17 protein-coding genes, 1 pseudogene and 1 riboswitch are annotated in these 19,580 nt (G+C 61.2%); of the genes and pseudogenes, 7 read left to right on the top strand and 11 right to left on the bottom strand.

The genetic code is table 11. The annotated features are described in order from the left end of the window. A pseudogene (locus tag FHX03_RS21185) lies at positions 1-815 on the bottom strand (hypothetical protein); the annotation flags it as partial. Between the two features lie 190 nt (positions 816-1,005). Here FHX03_RS21185 and FHX03_RS21180 point away from each other — a divergent pair. Further along, the gene (locus tag FHX03_RS21180; RefSeq protein ID WP_183779576.1) at positions 1,006-1,578 is read left to right on the top strand and encodes a transglutaminase-like cysteine peptidase; all 573 of its coding nucleotides are present in this window, start codon (positions 1,006-1,008) and stop codon (positions 1,576-1,578) included. Between the two features lie 233 nt (positions 1,579-1,811). Next, positions 1,812-2,213: a hypothetical protein gene (locus tag FHX03_RS21175; RefSeq protein ID WP_012558183.1), complete on the top strand. Its 402-nt coding sequence runs from the start codon at positions 1,812-1,814 to the stop codon at positions 2,211-2,213. A 98-nt stretch (positions 2,214-2,311) separates the two neighbouring features. Here FHX03_RS21175 and FHX03_RS21170 read toward each other — a convergent pair whose 3' ends face one another. Further along, positions 2,312-2,842: a gamma carbonic anhydrase family protein gene (locus FHX03_RS21170; RefSeq protein ID WP_097626047.1), complete on the bottom strand. Its 531-nt coding sequence runs from the start codon at positions 2,840-2,842 to the stop codon at positions 2,312-2,314. A 10-nt stretch (positions 2,843-2,852) separates the two neighbouring features. Then, positions 2,853-3,548 carry a fumarylacetoacetate hydrolase family protein gene (locus FHX03_RS21165; RefSeq protein WP_097626046.1) on the bottom strand — a complete coding sequence of 232 codons (696 nt, stop codon included), beginning with the start codon at positions 3,546-3,548 and terminating at the stop codon, positions 2,853-2,855. A gap of 278 nt (positions 3,549-3,826) precedes the next feature. On the opposite strand from FHX03_RS21165, the gene FHX03_RS21160 reads away from it, so the two are divergent. Continuing rightward, positions 3,827-4,579 carry a nucleotidyltransferase domain-containing protein gene (locus tag FHX03_RS21160; protein ID WP_183855307.1) on the top strand — a complete coding sequence of 251 codons (753 nt, stop codon included), beginning with the start codon at positions 3,827-3,829 and terminating at the stop codon, positions 4,577-4,579. A gap of 928 nt (positions 4,580-5,507) precedes the next feature. Here FHX03_RS21160 and FHX03_RS21155 read toward each other — a convergent pair. Together FHX03_RS21155 and FHX03_RS21150 are read right to left on the bottom strand one after the other, a co-directional pair. Continuing rightward, on the bottom strand, positions 5,508-6,488 hold the full coding sequence (locus tag FHX03_RS21155; protein ID WP_183855305.1) for an SDR family oxidoreductase: 981 nt from the start codon (positions 6,486-6,488) through the stop codon (positions 5,508-5,510). Between the two features lie 167 nt (positions 6,489-6,655). Beyond that, on the bottom strand, positions 6,656-7,213 hold the full coding sequence (locus tag FHX03_RS21150; RefSeq protein WP_183855304.1) for a DUF308 domain-containing protein: 558 nt from the start codon (positions 7,211-7,213) through the stop codon (positions 6,656-6,658). A 139-nt stretch (positions 7,214-7,352) separates the two neighbouring features. On the opposite strand from FHX03_RS21150, the gene FHX03_RS21145 reads away from it, so the two are divergent. Continuing rightward, positions 7,353-7,934 carry a TetR/AcrR family transcriptional regulator gene (locus tag FHX03_RS21145; RefSeq protein WP_183855302.1) on the top strand — a complete coding sequence of 194 codons (582 nt, stop codon included), beginning with the start codon at positions 7,353-7,355 and terminating at the stop codon, positions 7,932-7,934. 232 nt (positions 7,935-8,166) lie between these two features. On the opposite strand, the gene FHX03_RS21140 is transcribed toward FHX03_RS21145, so the two are convergent. Further along, positions 8,167-10,140: a CHASE2 domain-containing protein gene (locus FHX03_RS21140; RefSeq protein ID WP_183855300.1), complete on the bottom strand. Its 1,974-nt coding sequence runs from the start codon at positions 10,138-10,140 to the stop codon at positions 8,167-8,169. Continuing rightward, on the bottom strand, positions 10,140-13,898 hold the full coding sequence (locus tag FHX03_RS21135; RefSeq protein WP_183855298.1) for a FecR domain-containing protein: 3,759 nt from the start codon (positions 13,896-13,898) through the stop codon (positions 10,140-10,142). Before FHX03_RS21135 ends, FHX03_RS21140 begins: the two co-directional genes overlap by 1 nt. 127 nt (positions 13,899-14,025) lie before the next feature. On the opposite strand from FHX03_RS21135, the gene FHX03_RS21130 reads away from it, so the two are divergent. Next, on the top strand, positions 14,026-14,565 hold the full coding sequence (locus tag FHX03_RS21130) for a Pycsar system effector family protein (protein WP_003593591.1): 540 nt from the start codon (positions 14,026-14,028) through the stop codon (positions 14,563-14,565). Positions 14,566-14,660: 95 nt separating this feature from the next. On the opposite strand, the gene FHX03_RS21125 is transcribed toward FHX03_RS21130, so the two are convergent. Further along, positions 14,661-15,149: a RidA family protein gene (locus tag FHX03_RS21125; protein WP_183855296.1), complete on the bottom strand. Its 489-nt coding sequence runs from the start codon at positions 15,147-15,149 to the stop codon at positions 14,661-14,663. Beyond that, the gene (locus tag FHX03_RS21120) at positions 15,143-15,868 is read right to left on the bottom strand and encodes an SDR family NAD(P)-dependent oxidoreductase (protein ID WP_097626076.1); all 726 of its coding nucleotides are present in this window, start codon (positions 15,866-15,868) and stop codon (positions 15,143-15,145) included. The genes FHX03_RS21125 and FHX03_RS21120 overlap by 7 nt, the downstream gene beginning before the upstream one ends. A 192-nt stretch (positions 15,869-16,060) precedes the next feature. Between FHX03_RS21120 and FHX03_RS21115 the strand changes: the two genes are divergently transcribed. Both FHX03_RS21115 and FHX03_RS21110 read left to right on the top strand, forming a co-directional pair. Continuing rightward, positions 16,061-16,963: a LysR family transcriptional regulator gene (locus FHX03_RS21115; RefSeq protein WP_183855295.1), complete on the top strand. Its 903-nt coding sequence runs from the start codon at positions 16,061-16,063 to the stop codon at positions 16,961-16,963. A gap of 108 nt (positions 16,964-17,071) precedes the next feature. Continuing rightward, positions 17,072-17,848, top strand: coding sequence for a DUF1194 domain-containing protein (locus FHX03_RS21110; RefSeq protein WP_097626037.1), 777 nt, complete (start codon positions 17,072-17,074; stop codon positions 17,846-17,848). 175 nt (positions 17,849-18,023) lie between these two features. On the opposite strand, the gene FHX03_RS21105 is transcribed toward FHX03_RS21110, so the two are convergent. Together FHX03_RS21105 and FHX03_RS21100 are read right to left on the bottom strand one after the other, a co-directional pair. After that, complete coding sequence (locus FHX03_RS21105) at positions 18,024-18,713, bottom strand: VOC family protein (RefSeq protein WP_097626036.1); 690 nt, start codon at positions 18,711-18,713, stop codon at positions 18,024-18,026. A 163-nt stretch (positions 18,714-18,876) separates the two neighbouring features. Further along, on the bottom strand, positions 18,877-19,311 hold the full coding sequence (locus FHX03_RS21100; RefSeq protein ID WP_012558171.1) for a 6,7-dimethyl-8-ribityllumazine synthase: 435 nt from the start codon (positions 19,309-19,311) through the stop codon (positions 18,877-18,879). Between the two features lie 78 nt (positions 19,312-19,389). Then, positions 19,390-19,533: riboswitch (FMN riboswitch) on the bottom strand. Positions 19,534-19,580: the final 47 nt, after the last annotated feature.

Raw genomic sequence — 19,580 nt, 5'->3', positions numbered from 1 at the left:
CTCTTGCCGGAGCCGCCATTGTCGCTCTTGCCGGAGCCGCCATTGTCGCTCTTGCCGGAGCCGCCATTGTCGCTCTTGCCGGAGCCGCCATTGTCGCTCTTGCCGGAGCCGCCATTGTCGCTCTTGCCGGAGCCGCCATTGTCGCTCTTGCCGGAGCCACCATTGTCGCCCTTGCCGGGGCCGTCCTTGCCGTCCTTGCCAGGACCGTCGCGTCCGTCATGGCTCGGGCCATCCTTGTCGTGCCCGTGATCTTTTCCACCCTTGCCGCCGTGATGATCGCCGTCCTTGTCGCCGTGGTGGTCTTTCCCATGGCCACCCTTGCCATGATCGTGATCTTTTCCGCCCTTGCCGCCGTGATGATCGCGGTCCTTGTCGCCGTGGTGGTCTTTCCCATGGCCGTCCTTGCCATGATCGTGATCTTTTCCGCCCTTGCCGCCATGGTGATCGTGGTCCTTGCCGTCGCCATGATCGTCGTCATCGTTGCCGTTGCCGTTGCCGTTGCCGTTGCCGTTGCCGTCGCCGGTGTCCGATCCGCCCCCGTCGGCAACCTGATCGCCATTGCCACCGGTTCCGGTGGCCGAACCGGTGCTGGACGACTTCTTGCCGCTGCCGATGCCTTGGCTGCCACGATCGTTATCGTTCGGGCCGAACTTGCCATCCGCCTGAATTGCTCTGGTCGGCATGCACAGCCTGTATTCGAGCGTGCCGCGAACTGCGCTGTTGCAATTAACGACCGCCGGGGCTGCCGTTGCCAAGCTGCTGCTTGCCAGGAGGGAAGCAATGGCAAGTCCGATTTTCGATGCTCTGCTGATCATTTCATGCGTCTCCCAAGGTTAACCGAATGTTAATGGGGAGGGTTCTTATACTAACAACGAATTAACGTGAAGAATAAACAATGGTTAATCTGTATCGCTTATATAATAGGGTTAAATTCGCAAGTATAAAATTTTAATAAATTTTTATCCCGACTCTGTTATTGTCTCGGGTCAAATAGGGGAATCGGCTATGGCGCGTCTCTTTTCTCTTGCTGCTATTTCATTCTTTTTTCTTGCTTTTCAGGCTGTTGCCGGATCATCGCTGCCGGTGACAAGAAGCATCGGCGCGCCTGTGGGATTCGGCGCAGCCTGTGCCAAGTACAAGTGGCTATGCGGCAGGATGGCGGCGCAACAGCGAAACGACGGGGCAGGAATAGCGCTTCTTCAAAAGATCAATCGTGCCGTAAATCTACGCATCATTCCCGCAGAAGATCGTCCGCCTTCCCACGGGGATGTTTGGTCTCTGCCGGTTGCCGGCCGCGGCGACTGTGAGGACTATGCTCTCCAGAAGATGAAGGATCTGATCGAGGCTGGTTTTCCATCGAACCGGCTGGCGCTTTCGGTAGTCATTGGGCCGCATGATCAAAACCATGTCGTTCTCATTGCCCGGACGGATGGCGGCGATTTTGTGCTCGACAATCTGACCAGTGCCGTGAGGCCTTGGCGCATGACGGGCTATACGTTTCTGGCCACTCAGGATTTCCAATCGCGCACGGGCTGGCGCGTGACGCTTGCCGGTCCCCGCGCCGGTGAGTTCTCCTGAGGCGTGTCGTCGTTCAGGCGCCAAGGTGCCTGGCGCCACCTCGAACGACGCTCAAATCGGGTGCAGACGGCGGTAAACTCGACGAAGAATTGTGTGCCCAATACGATGCTCGACGCGTGCCTGATGTAAGAATCGGAAACACTTTGTGACTAAGTGCCTCCAAAAGCAGCGTTTTTTGACTTGCTGCGTAAAGAGAGATGAAGGATATTCTGCAAACGTTGAGGGAAGCCTTCATGATCAGAATGATTGAAAACCCTGCCGAACTGGCTGGCGAAGACATCACCGGCAAATATATTCTCCGGAGGCTGAACTATCATTGGTTCGCCTACGGCAAGGCGGCTATTGTAACCGCCTGCAAGGGAACGATCCTGCATCTCGAGCGGGAAGAAACGGTCTATTCCGAGCGTTGGGGCCGTCGCGCCTATACCGGAACCGGCAAGCGTTACCCTGGCGGCATCTGTCCCATTTCGGCGGTCGCCTGCGTCTGCGATACGCCCGATGACGTCAATGCCGTCATTCAACTGGATGTCGAAGCGCAGGACGAATTCTATCAGCTGATCGCCAAGGCGGAAGCCAGGGTTCAGGCGCTTGCCTCTTCCTCGCGAAACAGCCAGTTTCTCGAGGCTGCCGAGTAAGGCGGTTTTTCAACCAAATCAGTCTGGAGCCGTCACCCGGAGGCACCCATAGGGGTGTCTCGAAGGACGCGGCTGGCCCCGCTTCTTCTCTTGCCTGATCATCCGATCTGCTTGAGATCGCGGGCGAAGCGTTGCCAGTTGGCAACGTAGTTTTCCGCCGAGCGGCGGATGGCTTCGATTGCGGCGTCGTCGAGCTGACGAATGGCGCGGGCGGGTGCTCCGACGATCAGCGAGTTGTCGGGGAATTCCTTGCCTTCGGTCACCAGCGCATTGGCGCCGACGAGGCAGTTGCTGCCGATCTTCGCGCCGTTGAGGATGGTGGCGCCCATGCCGATCAGCACATTGTCGCCCAGCGTGCAGCCGTGGAGGATGGCATGGTGGCCGATGGTGCAGCCTTTGCCCATGGTCAGCGGGAAGCCCATGTCGGTATGGGCCATCACCCCTTCCTGGATGTTGGTGCCTTCGCCGACGGTAATCTTCTCATTGTCGCCACGCAGCACCGCGCCGAACCAGACGCCGACATTCTCGCCGAGCTCGACCTGGCCGATGATATTGGCATCCGGTGCAATCCAATAGAGGCCGGCGGCGGGCAGTTTCGGCGTCGATCCGCCGAGCGCATAGACGGGCATGGCTCTCTCCTCAGGCGACCTCGACCGATAGAGTGGCAACACCGTCGATACCGCAACTGATGCAGTCGCCCCTGGAAACGGCGCCGACGCCGGCCGGCGTGCCGGTCATGATGATATCGCCCGGCGCAAGGGTGAAGAGCTTCGACAGCTCAGCGATGATCTCCGGCACCTTCCAGATCATCTGGTTGAGATCGCCGTCCTGGACGCGTTTGCCATTCTGCTCCAGCCAGATCCGCCCTTCGCCGGGGTGGCCGAGGCGGCTGGCCGGCACGATCGCCGAGACAGGGGCCGAATGTTCGAAGGCTTTGGCGACTTCCCAGGGGCGGCCGAGTTTCTTGGCCTCGCCCTGCAGATCGCGGCGGGTGAAATCGATGCCGACGGCATAGCCGTAGATGCAGTCGAGCGCTTGCGCGGCCTCGATATTCGTGCCGCCTGATTTCAGCGCCAGCACGCATTCGACCTCGTAATGCACGTCCTTCGACAATGGCGGATAGGGAAAAGCGCTGCCCGCCGGCAGCAGGTTCTCGGCATTCTTCTGGAAGAAGAAGGGGGGCTCGCGGGTGGGATCATGGCCCATCTCGATCGCATGGTCGGCATAATTGCGCCCGACGCAATAGACGCGGCGTACCGGAAAGTGCTCATCGCTGCCTTCGACCGGCAGCAGAACCGGTTTTGGAAGCGGGATGACGGTGGCGGGATCGGACATGGGCGGGCTCTTCCTGGTTGACGAGTCTTGGGGCATCTTAGACGGAAAACAATGCGCCGGGGAAGCATTCTCGGTGCATTGACGCTCCGGCCGCCGGGCGATATCCTCGCCGCCATGATCGGGATCTTTGCAGTTTCGACGATGTCTACGACCACCGCCCCGGGCGGTGGATGCAGACGCATGAACTGAATTCCGTTCGTTGCTGCTGAGACCCAACCCGCCGGAAAAGAGCGGGTTTTTTCATATCCGCTCGTCTGCCGCCATTCGAGGACGAGATCGTGGACGACATCCAGAAACAGATAGTTGCCGAGCGGGCGCTTGCCGCCGCCCGCCGCGCTCTTGCCAGCCGCTATGCCGGGGCCGCCTTCGCTTACGCCACCGGGTCGCTGCTGCGCGGCGAAGGCACAGCGTTTTCGGATATCGATCTCGTCGTCGTGTTTCCGTCACTGGAACGAGCCTGGCGGGAATCCTTCACCCACGAGGACTTTCCGGTCGAGGCCTTCGTCCACGATGAAGAGACGCTGGCGTATTATATCCATGCCGATACCGAGAGCGGCTGTCCTGTTATGGCCAACATGGTCGCCACGGGGCGCGTGGTCGGACCGGATACCGGGCGCGCGCGCATCGTGCAGGCAAAGGCGGCGGCAATGCTGGCGGCCGGGCCGAAAGCGCTTGCCGGCACCAGCTACGACATGCTGCGCTATCAGGTCACCGATCTTGCCGACGATCTGCGCGGGACGCGCCCGCCCGAGGAGATCGCGGCGATCGCCGCGCAACTCTACCAGAAGCTCGCCGATCTCATTCTGCTCGGACGCGGCGAATGGACCGGCCGCGGCAAGTGGGCGCCGCGTCTCATCGGCAAGCTCGATACCCAACTGGCGGCGGAATTCGACGCGGCGTTCAAGCTGGCGGCAGGAGGCGAGGGCACACGATTGCTGGCTTTGGCCGACCGCGAACTTGCCTTGCATGGCGGCCGCTGTTTCGAGGGTTTCAGGCAGGAGGCGCCGCTGGAGGCACGGCGGCTGGAGTAGGCGTCGATACAGGAGCACTGTTGTCTTGATGAGTTCACTCTAAAAGGCGTTGCTGCGGCGCCAACGCCCACGAGAGCCTCATCCAAAGGTGCTCCGCAGGGGCCTCGAAGGACGAGGCGGGTGCGTCGGCGTTGATGGATGCAAAGAGCAGCGTTGACGCGTGTCCTTCGAAGCTTCGGCCTTTGGCCTGCGCGCCTCTCAGGATGAGCAGTGTTGGAGGATGCCGCCTCCAAGGAGAGGCGTTGGAGAATGGTGCTTTACCTTCGGCGGGTGGAAGAGATCAGGCAGGCGCGAAGCCTCTGTGAAAGGCTCGCGCCATTGCAATAAGCTGCCCATTGGATAAGGTGAATTGTAATATTATTAAAACCAAAGGTTGAAAGAAGCATGCCGCGTTCGCATTTTTTCAGAGCAAACCATATTCTAACTCCCATAGTTTTCGCAACCTTTGGTCTGTCTGCATGCGTTACCATCAAGGATGGTGTGCAAGTCTCCCAGGATCATAGCCGCGCCGTGAGTGGCGAGCGAACAAAAATGGGCCAGTCTTACAATTTGAATGCAGACTGCACCGCTGCGACAATGCCGAGCATAAAGCTGGTGCAGCCCCCCGCACATGGATCGGTAGAATTCGTTAGCGAGAAAATTCTTTCACATTATCCGACAGGCGCGCCCCAGATCAGGTGCAATTCCAGAAAATCTCCTGGCGTATCTGAATATTATACTTCCAACAGCCGATACTCCGGGAAGGATATGTATAAGGTGAGAGTGACCTACGGCGAGGGAACAATCAAGGACGTAACAGTCAATATCAATGTAAGAAAGAAATAGAGCCGAGCTGTCGTCGAAGTGTTCAACTGGTTATTCTTCGATGAACGAGTTGGTGGCGTGTGCGCGGCGCACTGTCGCCATCATTCCACGCCTCCCGGGTATCTTAGCCAAGCGCGCCTTGAGCCGCGCAAATCCGGTCGATCAGAGCATCGAGTTCACCCCTCGGTGGACGGCTTATGGCCAGACGCTGCTTGAGGTGCATGATCGGCTCGGCGAGGATTTCATCGAGGCTCTCGGCGCAGGTGAAGTCGCCCGCCACGCGCTTGACCTTCGAATTGTCGAAGATCGCAGTCCAGGCCTTGTCGCCGAGCAACGGGCCGATCCATTCCGGATTGTACCGGATCAGCGTGTCCGTCGGCACGTGGACGATCTTCGCCTCGACGCCGAGCAATCTTGCGATCGTCTTCTGGATATCGTCCCAAATATGCGCACGGTCGGAGGTGATATGGAAAATCTCGGCGAGCGCCGCCTGCTTGCCGAATAGGCCGACGAAAGGCATGGTGAAATCGATTGAGCGGGTCAATGTCCAGGGCGTGTGGCCGTCGCCCGCCACAATGATGGGCTCGCCATCCAGCATGCGTCTCGCCATGACATCACTGTCGCCCATCATAATCGGCAAGCCGGTGCGAACGGTGTGGCTGGGACGGACGATCGTCCAGGCGAGTTTGCCGGACAGTTTGAGCAGTTCCTCGCAGGCGATTTTCGCCTGGCTGTAGGGCCAGTAAGGATTGATCGCCGGGGTTTCCTCGGTGATCAGATAGTGACGCGGCGGCTTTTCATAGACTGAGGCCGAGGAGATGAAGATATACTGGCCGCAATTGCCCGAGAATACCTCGATGTCGCGGGCGACCTGGTCGGGCGTGAAGGCGATGAACTGGCAGACGACGTCATAATTGCGCTTGGCGAGATCCGCATAGGCGCTCGATCCCAATTCGCCGACGATCGAGGTCACCCCTGCGGGCAGGGCAGCACTTCTCAAGCCGCGATTGTAGACGCTGACCTGGTGGCCCTCGGCAACGGCGCGCTCGACGCAGGGGTAGGAGATTTGGCCGGTGCCGCCAATGAAAAGAACTTTCAAAGCCATGAGAGTGACCTCGGGGTCTATGGGCGGGAACTTTTGTCGCCTTTCATAGCGCGAAAGAATGTCATCGTCTCCCGCAAATCTCGTCTACGGCGGAGAGCAAAGGGAATAAGCCGACTCTGGCCTCCTGCGGCGGCTTTAGGTTTGCCGCCGCAGGAACTGCATCGGGCCTATGCCTGCGCCTTGCGATAGGCTGCGACGACAAGCCAGATCGAGGAGAGCAGGAAGTAGAATGCGCCGAAGCCCGCATAAGGCACGATATCGAGGATCGTCGGCGGGGCGGCGCCAAGCGAGCGGCCGATCATGAAGCCGCCGGCAAGGGCAGACTGCGCGCCGCTCAGGATCATCACCCATTGGGCGCCCTCGGTGCGCCAGCGCCTCACACCAGTATAGAGCTGCAACAGACCCGAGAGGATTGCCCAAGCCCCGAACACGGCCAGGACGGCATAGGTGCTCACGCCGAGCGCGATGACGACGGCGAGAGATGTGACCGTGCTGACCGCGACATTCAACGTCTGCGACGGATTGGCCTGCAGGCCGCCATTGGCCTGGGCGTCGACCAGATTGGCAAGCGCGTCCCACAAGGGATAGATCACCAGCAAAAAGGCTGCGGCGCTCGGCTGCCCGGCGAAGGCAATGGCGGCGGCAATCCATACGACCGAGAATGCGGCGCGCGTGAAATAATAGGATCGCAGCCAGTTGGACTGGTTTGAAGATTGAGCTTGCATCGAGAGTTTCCTTGTTTTGGCCTACCTACTAGTAGGAAGGTTATGCTATCGAAGTCAATGCCGCGGGCAGACACCTTCTTGTGATTGAAGAGAAAGCTCCTCGTCTTGACAATCTGCCTACCAGAAGGTAGGCGTCGCTATGAAATCAACGCCTTCGACGTCGGACAAGATCCTCGATATCGCGCAGTCGCTCATGGTGGCGGGCGGCTATAACGGCTTCAGCTATGCCGACATATCCGCCGCGATCGGCATCAGGAAAGCGAGTATCCACCATCATTTTCCGGCCAAGGCCGAGCTGGTCGCGGTGCTGGTCGATCGTTACACCAAGCAGGCGGAGGCGGGTTTGCAGTCTCTGCGCGAACGGGCCGCAAGCCCTGCCGACCAGCTGCAGTTCTACATCGACTACTGGCGTTCATGCATCGAGAACGCTTCGCAACCCTTCTGTATCTGCGCGATGCTCGCTAGCGAAATGCAGATGCTGCCCGACGAGGTCGCATCACGCGTCCGCGCCCATTTCCAAAATCTCGCGGCATGGCTGACCTCGGTACTGCAGGCCGGAGTAGAGCAGGGCCTGTTTCGGCTGGACAGGCGGCCGGAAGAACAGGCCCAGATGCTGATGGCCTCGGTTCACGGGGCCATGCTCTCGACGAGGGCTCTCGGCGATCCCGGATTGTTTATCGCAATCGTCGGGCCTGAGATTGCGAGGCTGCGGGGCGCATAACACATCTCCTCCCGCCAATCTGGAGGATGCCGCCAGCGCTCAAGAGAGCCTCATCCTGAGATGCCCCGCAAGGGGCCTCGAAGGACGAGGCGGGTGCGCCGGCGGTTGATGGCTGCAACGAGGAACGTTGCGGCGTGTCCTTCGAGGCGCCGGCCCTTGGCCTGCGTGCCTCAGGAATGAAGAGCGTTGGTGAGTGCCGCGCCCAACTTATGTGTGGAGAAATGCTGGGCCGTCACTCCCCGCCATCACCAACCAGCGCATCCCGCACAATCGCATAATAACCGGCAAGCTCGGCGATATCAGCGGCCAGTCTATCGAAGGCCGGATCGGACGGTGCAAGCGTGCCGGCATATTTGGCCTCGATGAAGGTCTGGTGAGCGGCAAGCGCTTTCGCATCGGCCTTGTGCACGACAGTGTAGATCGGCGAGGGCACGGTGCGGCCCTTGACGATGATGCGGTCGAGCTCGACGACGATGTAGGTCTCGGCGACCAGTCTTGCGGTTTCTTCGCCGAGCAGCAATGCCACACCGTAATTCTTCGAGGCGCCTTCGAGGCGGGAGGCGAGGTTGACGCTGTCGCCGAGGCAGGAATAGTCGAAGCGGCGGGTCGAGCCCATATTGCCGACGATGCATTCGCCGGTGTTGATGCCGACGCCCATCTTCAGGACATGCGGCTTGCCGCCAAGCGCGGCCGCCTCCCGCTCCAGTTGGTTGTTCAGCCGCGAAATCGCTGTCTGCATGGCAAGCGCGGCGCGCACGGCGTGGAGGGCGTGGTCGGGATCGTCGAGCGGCGCATTCCAGAAGGCCATGATGCAGTCGCCCATATATTTGTCGATCGTACCGCCATGATCCATCACCACATCGGAGAGTGGCGTCAGCAGCCGGTTGATCAGGCCGGTCAGTTGCTCCGGATCGTCCTTCAGCGTCTCGGCGATGGTGGTGAACCCGCGCACATCGGAGAACAGTACGGAGAGCGTGCGCCGCTCGCCACCGAGCTTCAGCTGCGAGGGATCGTTCGACAGGCGCCTGACGAGATCGGGAGAAATATACTGGGCGAAGGCGCGGATGATCTGGCGCTTGTTGCGGCGCTCCTCGGCATAGTCGAAAGCGGCTTGTCCGAAGACGACCGAGATATAGGCGACGGTCGGGCCAAGCGGTGAGACGAAGACATGGGCAAGCCGGATGCCGGCAAAGCTGACGGTCGCGAAGGCGAGGAGGGCCGCCGCACTGGTGACGATCGTCAGCCATCCCGTCGAGCGCCAGACGGTCGTGGTGGCCAGCAGCACCGATATCAGGATGCAGGCGGCAACTGCCGGCAGCCGGGCTTCCGCGATCGACAGGCCGGCGCGGATATTGTCGTAGATCGTCGCCTGGATTTCGACGCCGGAGACGAGCTTGCCGGTGTGGATCGTGTAGGGTGTAGCAAAGGCATCGACACCGCGCTTGTCGATCTCCGGCGCATTTTGCAGGCTGAGGCCGACGAGGACGACGCGGTCCCTGAAATAACCCGGCGGCAGCAAGTTCTCGGGGTCGAGTGCCTGGTAGTAGGAGACCGTGGGGTAGCTGCGGGCCGGGCCGAAGGATTGGATGAGCCGGCCAGCCGGCAGGTCGGCGTTTGCTGCTCCCGACGCCGCCTGCATCAGCATGGCGGCAAAACCGTCCTGATAGCCCGGAATGCGTCGAAACATGCCGTCGCCGCTGAGATCGATCGAGGCGATGCCGGTCACGGCACCGGCTTGCGTCAGCTGCGGCAGCGGTGTGGCACGGATCAGCTGCGAGGCCTGCGGCGTCTCGATCAGCGTTTCGTCGCCGGCCAGCACGACATCCGGGCCGACCGCCCTGGCGATCGCCGCGTCGTTGTCGGGGTTCGAGGGTTCAGCCATGATGATGTCGAGGCCGATGACGCGGGCGCCAGCGGCGCGCAACTGGCTGACAAGCTCGGCATGCAGACTGCGCGGCCAAGGCCATTGCGCGTTGATATCAGCAAGCGAAGGCTCATCGATCGCAACGATGACAGGGCCGCCGGCTGGCGGACGGGGATCGTCGACGGTCGAGAGATAGTCGAAGCTTCTGAGCTCCAGCAGTGACCAGGCGGGCAGGCGCGACAGCAGCGAAATGGCGATCAGCACGGCGAGCGACAGCACCAGCAGCCTCAAACGGCGGCCCCCGGTTTGCCTCGCCTGCCGCGGCTTGTCCCGCACCGGCATCAGAAGCGGACTTTGAGCGTGCCCTTGAAGGCGCGGCCCCAGCCGGGAACGCCCGGCGTGATCTCGAAGTCCTCGTCGAGCAGGTTATAGGCGGCGGCCTCGAGGGCGATGCGCTTGTCCAGCGGTTCCCAGATCAGATGGGCGTCGAGGCTCCAGTAATCGTCGAGCTTGGTGCCGAGATCGTCGCCGTCGCGCTCGCCGACATAGTTGGCGGCAACCGTTGCCTTGACCTTGGCTTCGTTGACCCAGGTCAGCGCGATCTGGCCGGAATTCTTGGGAATGAAGGGCAGGGAGCCGCCGTAATTCGGCTCGAGCGGGTCCTTGTTCTCCGATTCCATATAGGCATAGGTGGCGGAAAGGCCGAAACCGGCACCGAGCGCCAGGTTTGCGGTGAGGGCGGCACGGTCGATGCTGCCGCGCGACAGCGGCAGGCTGTCGGCCGCCGGAAGCGAGATCAGCGGAAAATCGATCGAGAAATCATGCAGTTCCTGGTGCTGGTATTCGACTGAGGTAAAAAACCGGTCGGTCCATTCGGCGTCCCATTGCAGCGCCGCCGTATCGGCATATCCCTCGAGGCCGATAGAATATTGGTTGGCCTGCAATCCGAGGACGCCGATCGGGGCAAGAGTGGGTACGCCGGTGTCGAGGCTCTGGCGCATGAAGGCGGCGCGCAGCCAATGGTTCTGGGCGGGTGTCCAGGCAAGGCCGAAACGTGGCTCCAGGCGGTTGACGTCGACTCCGTCGCCTTCCATATGCGTGCCGAAGAGCGCGTATTCGCCCTTGAGATCGGGTGTGATCTCGTGCAGCACGTCGATATAGGCGCGGCTGATATTGACGCGGTTGCTGAATGTGTCCGGGCCGGTCGTGGTCTCTGGGATGATCACAACGAGCGGAAAGAGTTCATGAAGGCGAGAAGAGGTGGTCGTGCTGGCATCGATCCAGCCGCCTTCGATGCCGTACCGCCACGTCAGCGGTCCGCTGCCGATGGAATGGCTGAGCGCGCCGATATAGGTTTTTGAAGACAGATCCTCGGTCCCGTCCAAGAATGGGATGATGTCGGGATCGCGCAGGCCAAGAACCGGCGCATCGTCGACCTGAAGAGAGGTGGACGTCCGCGACTTGCTTTCCGAATAGAGGAAGGCGCCGTTCAAGATGTTTTCGTAGCCGAAGGTATGGCTCCAGCCGAGGCCGGCATTGGTTGTTTCGCTGACATTGCGCCGATAATTATATTCCGAAGAGACTTCAGTTGGAATTCCGAAGCCCAGGAGGTTGAGGAAGTCCGTCAGTGACGAGCCTTGCGTCAGTGCGTTCAGCGTTCCATCGTTTTTGGCATGGTTGACATAGGCCACCACGCGATCGTCAGGCGTCACCGTTGCCGTCAGATAGCCATTGCCGCCGATAAGCTTGTTGTCGGTCTGGAAGCCGCCGAAATCGCGATAGTCGCCATCGAGCGCCAGTTCTTCCCAGGTCAGGTTGCCATAGAAGCTGAGCGGGATCGTCTCGTTCGAGAAACCCTGGATTTCAGCTTCGCCGATACCCCTTGTATGGCCGTCGACGCTGTTGATGCCGCCGCCAAGCGAGCCTTCGATGAACGGCGTGCGCAGCAGCGTTGCCGAACGAGAGCGGCCGGAGAGCATGTGCGGATCAAGCAGCAAGCCCTGAATGAAGGATGAATAGCTCGATGCGTTGCCACGGTTCTGGATGACAGTGTCGTCGCTGAAGCTCGTTGCGTTGACGTAAGGGAAGATGCTGCCCTTGATCGACTGGTCGATATAGCCGCTGCCTTCGAAGGGACTGAAGACCGCGTCCCCGTAATAGCGGCCCCAGGCATCCAGACCCTGCAGGCGAAAAGCGTTGTTCAGCGTCGAGCCGGCATCCTGATTGGCGCCAAGGGCGCTGTAGTCGCCGCCGCGGGCGCGCGAACGGCGGAGAAATTCCTGGGCGTTGCGGATCGCGCCGTCGGCGTCGTAATCGTCGATATCGACGGCGGTGCGGAAGGAGGAGATGACCGGATCGTTCTTATCGAGCCTGTCGGCATTGTCGACGGCTTGCTCGGAGGGGATGCGGTCGCCCTTTTCGTAATGGGCAGCGGCGAGCATCAGCTGCGATTGCGAATGGGCGGGATTGGCGGTGCTGGCGGCCAGCAGGTCTGCCAGCGCCTTGTCGCGCTCGCCGGTCTGCAGGTAATAGCGGCCGCGGGCGAGGAGGGCGATGTCGAAGGAGGGGTCGGCGGCGAGCGCCGCATCGATCTCGCGCCTGGCCTCCTTCATGCGCGATTGGTCGAGATAGAGGATGGCAAGGTTGCCGTGGGGGACCGGATCCTGCGGATCGAGGGCGATCGCCCTCAGGAAGGCGGCCTCGGCCTCGCGATTCGCGTCGCGGGCGCTCTGCAGCAGGCCCATCGAGTTCAACGATCCCGAAGCTCCCGGCGCAAGTTCGATGGCACGGTTCAGATCGGCAAGCGCCCCGTTGATATCGCTTTCGTAGCTCGCCTTGTAGGAGGCGCGTGCGGCAAGGGCGATCGGATGGTTGGGATCGAGCGAGAGGGCGCGGTTCACCGCCTCCCGCATCTGGGCGCGGTCATCGATCAGCTGCGCCAGCTGCGCGCGGATGGCAGGAAGGGTGGGATCATCCGGAAAACGCTTTTCGGCATCCTTGATCAAGTCGATGGACGCACGGGGATTTTTGAGGAAACCCGCCGTATAGGCTTGCATGATCGCACCATAGGGACCGACAGCCGATGACGGCGGCTTTTCGACATGGGCTGGATCGGCAAGCGAGCGGGCGAAATAGCCGCCATACTGCGCCATGTTCCGGCGGGCCGGATCGAGATGCGGCAGTGCCGCCGCAAACAGCCTTGCGGCATCGTCGTAACGTTTTTCGGAGCCGGCGATCGTGGCATCGATCAAGTCAACGCGCGCCTTCTGGAGGGGCGTCAGCTTGCGCCGGCGAACCTCCAGAAGCGTCTCTGCGGCGACCTGCCGACCGTCGAAGGCGCTCTGCACTTCGGCAAGCTCCAACCAGTCCTCGGTGGTGCGACGTTCCGGCGGCAGGGCCAGCAGCCGGCGGCGCTCGTCGGCCATGCGGCCTGCCGGCAGCGGCGAAGTCGGCATCAGGCCGAAGCCGTCGCGCAGGTTCAGATAGAACAGCATCTGTTCGCGGTCGTCGGGCGTGACGATCACCAGCTTGTGCGGTGCTTGGCCGATGGTGGCGACCGCCCCTTCGCCCTCGTTCACCTCGACGCTGCCCTGCGGGTTGCTAAGCGCCACGCGGCCTTCGAGCACGATCATCGAGGTTTTGCTGCCCTCGACGGTCATCGTCCAGTCGGTGCCGCGGATGGCGGCTGCGGCCGCAGGGGTCTCGACCGTCAGGCCCTGGCCGCCGCGCTCGGCGCGTGCCCAGATCGTTCCCGATTGCAGCTCCAGTGTCGTGTCGCCGCTTGCCGCCATCTTCTTGACCTGCAGCGATGAATTGCGGCCGAGGCGAACCTGGGTGTGATCGGAAAAGACGATTGCGAGCTGGCCGTTGGCGTTGGTGCGCAGCACGTCGCCGGTCAGGAGATCCTGATTGATATCGACGACACGCCAATTCGACACGTCGATGAAGCGGACCTCTTCGCCGGTCTTGCGGGCGATGACGGAACCGGCGACCGGTGTTGCTCGCTGCACCGGCTCGGCCATTGCCGACGGCGCGAAACCGGGCAAAGCAAGCGAAAGCGCCATCCCAGCGCGACAGATGTTCTTGGAATAACCCCGCATGACCCAGACCCCATCCCCACTTCCCGTTTGTCCGTGTAGAGTGGAAAAGTCAAGCGCATTGCACACGTGTTCTTGCTTTCGCCGTCAAGTGTAATATCAGGGAAACACTTGGGGACGGAGTATTCACGTGAGCGAATTCGAAACTGCAACTGAGGTTATGCTGAGCCAGCCCACGAGCGCGGATATCGGCGTCGAGTATTTCGACCATATCAAGAAAATCAATGATATATTTTATGATCAGGTCAAGATATCCGATCAGAAGGCTGCCTATATCTTCACATTTATGCTGGCCTTCCTGGTGAGTTCCAGCGAGGTGAGGGCGGTCTTCAGCCCGGCGCGCTATATCACCGGCACGTCAGGCAGTATGCTGTTTTCCGGCCTGCTTGCCGCAGCCTCGGTCTTCTCAATCCTGTCGGCGATCCTCGTCGTGCTGCCGCGCCGTTTGGATAGCTCGACCTCGCTGTTCTGGGGCGCCTGGCAGAACCATCGCGAGCTGTTCTTCGACGCGGCGATTAGGCGCGACGAGCGCTATCTCTTCGACCAATATCTCGAAAACGCCAATATCCTCTCCGCCATCGCCCGCAGCAAATACCGCTGCGTGACCTTTGCGTTTCGTGGCTTGATGGTGAGCGTTATTGCTTATGTGCTGCTGTTGGTGGCGGTGTGAGGCTTGGGTGTGGCTTTGAGCTTTTCAGCCGGCTGAGGACGGCGTGAGCGCCAGAAGCCAAGAATGCGGGCGCGCCGAAGCGCGCCCGTCCGTTTTTAATCCTCGACCTCAACGATCAGCTCAAGCTCGATCGGCACGCCGAGCGGCAGACTGGCGACTCCGAGGACGACGCGGCCGGAGAGCTTTTCCTCGCCGAAGACTTGGAGCAGCATTTCCGACGCTCCGTCCGCGACCTTCGGGTGGTCGCGGAAATCGCCTTCAGTGGCGATATAGACACCGAGCTTGACGACTTTTGCGACCCTGTCCAGCGAGCCGAGATAGTCCTTGGCGGCCGCAAGTGCGCTGAGTGTGGCCGTTTCGGCAGCCTTCCTGCCGTCTTCAGCCGTCAGTGCGCCGCCGACGCGGCCGATATAGCGCGGCTCGCGGTTGATAACCGGCAACATGCCGCTGAAGAAGACCAGTTTGCCTGATCTGACCGCCTCGACATAGGCCCCGAGAGGTGTCGGCGGCGGGGGGAGGATGATGCCGAGTTCCTGCAGCCGCCGTTCTGCGCCGGCTGCCTGCGCTTGCGGGTGGTTTACCATTTGCCCAGATGTGCGCCGCCGTCGACGTGCAGCACCTCCCCGGTTACGCGCGGAGCTTCGGTCAGGAAGACGACCGCATCGACGACTTCCCCAACATTGGAAATGCCAGCCATTGGCGACAGCGTGCTGAGGAAGTCCTTCGGATTGTCCTTGTGCAGCGGCGTATCGACGACACCGGGAGCCACCGTGTTGACGCGGATTCCCTCGCTTGCATATTCCATCGCCAGGTTCTTCGAGATCGCGTCGATGCCGCCCTTGGTCATCATGGCGACCGAAGCCGAGAAACCGGCGATCGGATGGTCGATCAGCGGTGTGGTGATGCTGACGATGCTGCCACCGGTTTTCTGGGCGAGCATCTGCCGGACGACCAGCTGCGTCAGGTGGATGAAGCCTTCAAGATTGGTTGAGGACAGCTTGCGGAAGTCGGTCATGGTGTAATCGACGAACGGCTTGGTGAAGAAAATGCCGGCATTGTTGACGAGGGCGTCGATCGAGCCGAACCGGTCGATTGCGGCCTGTGCGACCCGTGCGGCGGTTTCGGCATCGCCGATATCGCCGTCGACGAGCGCCAGCTTCTCCGAAGCCCGAAAGGCATCCGAGGCGCTGACCTGGCGCGAGGTGGCGACGACATTGTAGCCGCGCTCGATGAAGGCATTGACGAGCCCGGCTCCGATACCCTGGGAGGCGCCCGTGACGATGACAGTCTTTGCGGTAGTCATGTTGAACTCCATAATTTGGTCGGGCAACGGAGGTCTGCGCTTGCGAAGGCCGGGTCGCTCGAGATGGGGCGGCTGCGAATGCGCCTCCATCGGGTTGTGATTGTTTTCGCAAGGTGAATATGGCGAAAACTCCATTCATCGATTAGATGGAAATATCTGGATTCTCTTTTGCATCTATGCAAAAATCGCGGCATGGCGGACCTGAACGACATCGCGGTTTTCGTGACGGTGGCGCGCTACGGCAGCTTCAGCCGTGCCGCCCATTCTCTCGGCATGCCGGTCTCGACCGTCAGCCGGAAGGTGACGTCGCTGGAGGAGCAACTCGGCGTGACGCTGCTGCAGCGCACGACCCGCAAGCTCAGCCTGACCGCGCAGGGCAGCGCCTATTTCGATCAGTGCAGCGAGCCGCTTTCCCATCTTATCGACGCCGAGCAGGCCTTGACGGAAACCCAGAGAAAGCCGGAAGGCTTGCTGAAGATCTCCGTGCCCGTCATCTTCGGGCAGGAGGTTTTCTACGAATTCGTTTCGACCTTCCTGAAGACCTATCCCGAAATCCGGATCGATCTCTTCGTCACCAACCTGTTTCTCGATCTGATCGCCGAGAATATCGATCTCGGCATCCGCTTCGGCGAACTCAAGGATTCGTCGATCGTCGCGCAGCGGCTCGGAAAGAGCGTGCGCTATCTGGTCGCGGCGCCGGACTATATGAAGGGCAGGGCGCCTCCCTCGAAGCCCGAAGACCTGAAGGATCATCAGTGCGTGCTGCTGAACGGCCGTAACGGCGAAGCGGAATGGCATCTCGTCAGCGACCGCAAATCGGTCCGCCAGCAGGTGTCGGGGCCGGTATCGAGCCGGGATTTCGAAGCGGTGAGCGCCTTCACCTATCGCGGACACGGCATCGGCCTGCTGCCTTCCACCTATTGCGACGATCAGATCAGAAGAGGCGAGCTCATCCGCCTCTTGCCGGACTGGTCGTCCGAGGAGATATTCGTGCATGCGGTCTATCCGACACGCCGCTTCCTGCCCTTGCGCCTGCAGGTCTTTCTCGAGGCGCTGAAGGCGTGGAAGACCCCCTTGTGGCTTCCCCTGCATTGAGGCACCCGATGCCATCACCGAAAATTGAAGCCGTGCACGCGGCTGCGCGTCCTTCCTCGATCAAGCTGTGTTAGAGTTCGCTGGCTTGGATGGCGCGGGGATTTACCGATGCTGACGACAGTTGCGGTGCTCATGGGGCTTTCCGGCCTCGTCCCGGCAGCACAGGCGGGGACGAACGAGGTTGACGTCAGCCTCGTGCTCGCCGTCGACACCTCGCGGTCGATGGATTTCGAAGAGATCGGCATTCAGCGCGAGGGGTATGTCGAGGCGCTCAAGCACCAGGAATTCCTTAATGCGGTGAGGGGCGGTCTGACCGGGCGCATTGCCATCAGCTATTTCGAATGGGCAGGCTACGTCGTCCAGGATTCGGTGATCGACTGGCAGGTGATCGAGACGGAAGAGGACGCGATCGCCTTTGCCGGCAAGATCGAAGCCCGGCCGATCGCCACGCAACGGCGCACTTCGATATCCACAGCGATCGGCCAGGGCGCCAGCATGATCATGACCAGCCCGTTTCAGGGTCGGCGGGAGGTGATCGACGTCTCCGGCGACGGCCCGAACAATTCCGGCAATCCGGTTACACCGGCGCGCGACAAGGCGGTTGAAGCCGGCATGATCATCAACGGCCTTGCCATCATGCTGAGGCCCTCCGATGCCCCCAACGGGCTCGACACATATTACGCCGACTGCGTGATCGGCGGCCCTGGCGCCTTCGTGCTGCCGGTGCGCAAGATCGAGGATTTCGCCGTTGCCGTGCGCCGCAAGCTGGTGCTGGAGATCAGCGGCCTTTCCCCGCCGGCTACGGTGCAGAGAATTGCCGGGGCTGTGCCGGCGACAGACTGCATGATTGGAGAAAAGCAGTGGCGGGATATGTTTGACCGATAATGGGGTGGCTTGCCGGCGCTTTCGCTCGGGGTGAAGCGAGAGACAATGAAAGACGTGCCGTGTGGCCCCCTATTGTCCTTCGCTTGGCCTTGAGCGGCAAGCGAAAGGCAAGCGGACTGCAGCATTATTAAGAGGGAACACAGACGCGACCAGCGTCTGCGTCCTTTACCGCCATCTATAACGGCAGCTCCCGGCCGGCCCGTTCGCTGACCATGTATTCGGCGTACCAATCCGGCCAGTTCTCGTCGTGTTTGCCGCCGTTGCGTTTCTCGTGTTCGCCGTGGGCGATGGCCGCGCGGCGCAGCGCTGACGCAAGGTCGCTCGAGGTCGCAAAGGCCGTCTCGTCGGCGTCGATGCGTCCGGGCAGGCGCTGGGTGACTTCCTGGAAAAGCCAGCCGTTGCCGTCGGGATCCTTGAACGAGGCGAAGGAGCGATAGCTGCGGTGATCGGGATCGCGGCCGGCGAGCCTCAGCCGTCCGAAGAGATAGGGTTCGTCCTTGCCGGCATAGACGCCGGCAGCGTCATGGAACACGTCGCTGACCTCGACGCCACGGGCGATGAGATCGCGACGGGCGGCCTCGATGTCGGAGACGATGAGGTAGAGCCCCTGGGCGGAGCCGGGTGCGGCTGCGGTTATGTTCTTGCCGAAAATGATCGCGCAGCCGGAGCCGGGCGGGGTGAACTGGATCACCCGGAAATCGGCATCACTGGCGAAGTCGGCGTCGAGCCGCCAGCCGAGGCCGTCGTAAAAACGTTTGGCGCGGTCGACGTCGGAAACGGGGATGACGACCACTTCGAGCTTGGTGTCGACGGGCCGTGTTTTCGGATTTTCGATAGGGGGTTCACTGCGCATTGCATTGCTCATCTTCAGCTCCTTGAGGTTGTGGATGCGTTAAGAATGGCGATACATGTCGGGGTCGAGTGGACCACAGCGCGGCGAGGGCGTCGAATCAATTATTCTGTCGGAATTGGCCTGATGAAGACGGCGGGATCGGTCCCGCCGCCTCGGTTTCAGCGGATCAGCCTTGCTACGCGGCAAGAGCGGCGCGTGTCTTCCCGATCGTCAGCGCGGCCTTTGCAGCCTCCCGCCCTTTCTCGACGAAGTGTGCCCGGTAGATCTGCTTGTGGTGGTCGGTTTCCTGATATTGGTGCGGCGTCAGCGAAACCGACAGCACCGGCACGCCGGTATCCATGCCGGCGCGCATCAGCCCGTCGACCACGGCCTGGGCGACGAATTCATGGCGGTAAATTCCGCCGTCGACGACGAAAGCGGCGGCAACGACGGCGGCATAGCGCCCGGTTGCGGCAAGATCGCGGGAAAGCAGCGGCATTTCGAAGGCGCCGGGAACATCGAACACATCGACCTGCTCGGGCGGCACGAGTTGGTAGAAGCCGTCAAGGGCGCGGTCGACGATGTCGGCGTGCCAGCTGGCTTTGATAAAGGCGTAGCGGGTGGGTGTCATGGTAATCTCCTTTGGCGAACAGACACATCACCCAAGGCGATCACGAACGTCCCCGACAGCCGCAAGGGCGGCAGGAACGCGCGTTCTCTTTCATCCGGACTATGACCGTCGGCTCAGGCATCTCACCTGATCTGCTGACCCTTCCTTAAGAAGGCGCTCGCGGGCTCGCAATCGAAACTGCATACCGCCGGTAGGGACTTTCACCCCGCCCTGAGAACGGCGGGGACAATAGGGGCAAGGCGGCGGGCTGGCAATAGGGCGAAATACTT

The sequence above is a fragment of the Rhizobium sp. BK456 genome (assembly GCF_014194045.1).
GTDB classification, from domain to species: domain Bacteria; phylum Pseudomonadota; class Alphaproteobacteria; order Rhizobiales; family Rhizobiaceae; genus Rhizobium; species Rhizobium redzepovicii.
Note: the sequence above shows the minus strand (reverse complement) of the source record. Positions and strands in the feature narration are given on the sequence as shown.

Coding starts and splice junctions, on each gene's coding strand:
- FHX03_RS21180 (WP_183779576.1), top strand. CDS start 1,006: ATGGCGCGTCTCTTTTCTCTTGCTGCTATTTCATTCTTTTTTCTTGCT.
- FHX03_RS21175 (WP_012558183.1), top strand. CDS start 1,812: ATGATCAGAATGATTGAAAACCCTGCCGAACTGGCTGGCGAAGACATC.
- FHX03_RS21170 (WP_097626047.1), bottom strand. CDS start 2,842: ATGCCCGTCTATGCGCTCGGCGGATCGACGCCGAAACTGCCCGCCGCC.
- FHX03_RS21165 (WP_097626046.1), bottom strand. CDS start 3,548: ATGTCCGATCCCGCCACCGTCATCCCGCTTCCAAAACCGGTTCTGCTG.
- FHX03_RS21155 (WP_183855305.1), bottom strand. CDS start 6,488: ATGGCTTTGAAAGTTCTTTTCATTGGCGGCACCGGCCAAATCTCCTAC.
- FHX03_RS21150 (WP_183855304.1), bottom strand. CDS start 7,213: ATGCAAGCTCAATCTTCAAACCAGTCCAACTGGCTGCGATCCTATTAT.
- FHX03_RS21145 (WP_183855302.1), top strand. CDS start 7,353: ATGAAATCAACGCCTTCGACGTCGGACAAGATCCTCGATATCGCGCAG.
- FHX03_RS21140 (WP_183855300.1), bottom strand. CDS start 10,140: ATGCCGGTGCGGGACAAGCCGCGGCAGGCGAGGCAAACCGGGGGCCGC.
- FHX03_RS21135 (WP_183855298.1), bottom strand. CDS start 13,898: ATGCGGGGTTATTCCAAGAACATCTGTCGCGCTGGGATGGCGCTTTCG.
- FHX03_RS21125 (WP_183855296.1), bottom strand. CDS start 15,149: ATGGTAAACCACCCGCAAGCGCAGGCAGCCGGCGCAGAACGGCGGCTG.
- FHX03_RS21120 (WP_097626076.1), bottom strand. CDS start 15,868: ATGACTACCGCAAAGACTGTCATCGTCACGGGCGCCTCCCAGGGTATC.
- FHX03_RS21115 (WP_183855295.1), top strand. CDS start 16,061: ATGGCGGACCTGAACGACATCGCGGTTTTCGTGACGGTGGCGCGCTAC.
- FHX03_RS21110 (WP_097626037.1), top strand. CDS start 17,072: ATGCTGACGACAGTTGCGGTGCTCATGGGGCTTTCCGGCCTCGTCCCG.
- FHX03_RS21105 (WP_097626036.1), bottom strand. CDS start 18,713: ATGAGCAATGCAATGCGCAGTGAACCCCCTATCGAAAATCCGAAAACA.
- FHX03_RS21100 (WP_012558171.1), bottom strand. CDS start 19,311: ATGACACCCACCCGCTACGCCTTTATCAAAGCCAGCTGGCACGCCGAC.